Raw genomic sequence first — 2987 nt, forward strand, 5'->3', positions numbered from 1 at the left:
AGTAAAGGTTATAAATTTTGTTCATAAAGATACTTAAAGAAGAAGTAATATTCTTTATACATTGATGAAATGGATATTTGAATTAAAAAATGTAATAAAAATTTCATTTTGTATTAAGTTGGAATATAAAAAGAGCACTTAGTAAAGTGCTCTCGTGACGAGCCTCATTTTATAACGATTATTTTATAAAGAAAGGAACTCAGAATATTATATATACGCCAGTCAATTGAGTACCTTGTACAAATAAAGAGCAGCTAGCAAAAGCTAACTGCTCACGTAATGGAATATGGTTCGAAATGGGTTGTCTACAGTATTGACGGAATAGTGGTTTTTATTCGTGAAGAATTACGTTTAACTTAATGCATAGCCAACGATCAAAGTTAGTGTTAAAAACACTGATAATAAAAGTGTTAGTAGAACGGTTGCTATGCTTCTAAGCATCGCAACCCAATTATTTATTTTAGAAAAACCTTTCATACCAGCAAAAAAAGTACCTATTGTTAAAACTAGTAAAAAAATAAAGGGTGGATAGGTAGCGAATTCATAATAAACATTTTCGTTTCAGATGAGGCTATCGAACCAATTTCAAGATATAAGAGGAATAAACCAATGCAAATAAAAGAAAAAATAAAGGACCATAGATTGATGTTATGTTTCATTGCTTTCTCCTATGTAATTAAAATATTTACATTTGATTTTACTGGAAAATTAAAGAAAAAGATAGCGATTATAAATCGAAATGAATTTTTTAACAAAATAATACTTTTAATAGAAAGTGAGGAATAACAATGGGACTAGGAAACCGCGGAATGGTATTTGAAATGCTTATCAATCTAGCGGACGAAATGTATCAAAGAGGGGGGGAGTGGCGCTTATAAACAAGCGTCCGACTCCTGTGAAGGTGTTAAAAAGTAAAGGTGGCCGTGTACTAAATGGATTCTATGAAGCTAAAAATACAGTTGACTATGAAGGTGTGAATAAGGGACGAGCTATCGCATTTGAAGCGAAGTCTACAGAGAAAGATACACGTTTTGATTTGAAGAACATTGCACAGCATCAATTGGATTACCTGGAGAAAGCGGAGAAGATGGGAGCAATTTGTTTCTTCCTTATTGAGTTTAGCAAGGACAAGTCAGTATTCGTGGTACCACTATCAGTCATTCAATCTTATGTAAGGATGTCTCATCAACCTAAAGGCAAGAAGTCTATACCAAAAGCAGATTTTGATATTTATGGATATGTAGTAGAACAGACAGAGCGAGCACCAGTGGATTACTTGCAATACGTTGATGAAGCAGTAGTGTCAGTTATGTTTGATGGAATGATTCAGTTTGATCAGGATCATAAGAAAGTAGCAAATAACATTGAAACAGCAAAAGAGAAGATGGCGAACAGGAAACACAAATTATTAAAAGCTTAATAAATAATGGAACCATGCAGAGTAGATTGGTGGGGGCTACTTTACTAAGCATGTTTCCCTTATTCAATAAAGAGATAGTAAAATTTCACGTACCTTACGTGATGTTAAAAAGACAAATTCAAAAATAGGTGGATTCCTTCATGGAGAGACAATTAACTTTATTACCAGCTATCGATAGAGAGACAGAGAAACAAGTTCAGAAAGAAGTAGTGAAAATACTAAAGGAATACCGCACGTTGAAAACTCGTTTTGAAAATGAAGTGGAGCTAAAACACGAAGGAATCAGTTTGTTTCCGGAGATTAGAGACACGAGACATATTAGCAATATCAAGTTCAAGCAGATCGGTAAGGCTTTACAATACGTTTTAGACTATGACGAGGCAGAAACCATCAAGAAAAAGTACTTAAACGCAGATAAACCGAAAGACAGCTTTATTTACACTGAATTATCGATGAAGAAAGATCACTTCTATTATAAGAAGAAAAATGCGATTCGATTGATCGCTACATCTTTAGGGATGATTTAATAATACAAAAAAAGCCAAATTAACAGTTTGTAATTAACTATCCATTTGGCTTTTTATGTTTTATTTTTTAGGCATCCATGTATGTCCGCAATTCATGCAACCATTAACAATATTTTTTCTACCAACAAATCCACTGAATAAAGTTATCGGTGGTCCTAGAAGTATAATAAGAAGACCAACAATTGCAGAAAGTCCAACAACTCCATCCATAGAATTTCGAGGAACTATAACATATAAAAAATTTGAAACTATTCCAATAGTTATAAGTGTACCTAACAGAAGAAACAGAATAAAAAACGCCCTTTTGAAATTATAACCACGCTTATTACCGACTATTTGATCTGATTTGCATTTCCTACAAACCACGCGCCTTGTTACTTTTTCTTGTTGTACAGTCATGTCTAACCATCCTTACTTGTATAAAAATATAATATTTTAATTATATGATATTATTACCTGAACTGGATACAAATATTATTAAAAAAAGAAAAAATATAATAAATTGGAATGTTTATGTTTTTGAAAACTTCGACAAAATGCCGACAAAAATGGGGACTAAATAGGGAGAATTTTTATAATGAAATCAACGGTATTCTTAATGTACAACCCCTTTGGCAACCGCATATCGAAGAGGGTTAGTACACCTATAAGTGAAACGTTCTTATGCGAGAATGTCACGGTAACGTATACCGCATAGTAGGGCGGGCAAGGCGGTAAGAACCCTGGTGTAAATGCTTGGCGAATTGCTGTGCCTGTATTAAAAGATATGGGTGTAGAAAAAGTCTATTTAGCGTTTGATGCGGATTTAGTAGAGAATCAAAAAGTAAGAAAAGCTCTTATAGACTTTGCGACAGAGTTAAAGCGAGTGGGCTATAACGTAATCATAGCTGCATGGAACCCAACGCAAGGTAAGGGGCTAGATGATACAATGCAAGCGGGATTTAAACCTGTATTTCAGAGATTGTGAAAGTTATAAAGTAGGTTGATATTTTTATAAATAGGTAGATTGAAAGAGATAGAGTTTTTAATTCTATCTTTTT

The 2987-nt window shown here is 33.4% G+C and carries 2 protein-coding genes and 3 pseudogenes; 3 read left to right on the plus strand and 2 right to left on the minus strand.

Translation table 11 applies throughout. The features are described 5' to 3' along the window. Positions 1 to 351: 351 nt before the first annotated feature. A pseudogene (locus tag RT27_RS36010) lies at positions 352 to 659 on the minus strand (hypothetical protein). A 129-nt stretch (positions 660 to 788) separates the two neighbouring features. Between RT27_RS36010 and RT27_RS31870 the strand changes: the two are divergent. After that, positions 789 to 1420, plus strand: a pseudogene (locus RT27_RS31870) (Holliday junction resolvase RecU). 140 nt (positions 1421 to 1560) lie between these two features. Beyond that, the gene (locus RT27_RS31875) at positions 1561 to 1947 is read left to right on the plus strand and encodes an ArpU family transcriptional regulator (protein WP_043939374.1); all 387 of its coding nucleotides are present in this window, start codon (positions 1561 to 1563) and stop codon (positions 1945 to 1947) included. 60 nt (positions 1948 to 2007) lie between these two features. On the opposite strand, the gene RT27_RS31880 is transcribed toward RT27_RS31875, so the two are convergent. Next, on the minus strand, positions 2008 to 2346 hold the full coding sequence (locus RT27_RS31880; protein ID WP_016083187.1) for a hypothetical protein: 339 nt from the start codon (positions 2344 to 2346) through the stop codon (positions 2008 to 2010). A gap of 322 nt (positions 2347 to 2668) precedes the next feature. Between RT27_RS31880 and RT27_RS31885 the strand changes: the two are divergent. Next, positions 2669 to 2914: pseudogene (locus RT27_RS31885) on the plus strand (DUF3854 domain-containing protein); the annotation flags it as partial. Positions 2915 to 2987: the final 73 nt, after the last annotated feature.

The organism is Bacillus sp. L_1B0_5 (assembly GCF_000836715.1).
Classification (GTDB): domain Bacteria; phylum Bacillota; class Bacilli; order Bacillales; family Bacillaceae_G; genus Bacillus_A; species Bacillus_A thuringiensis_S.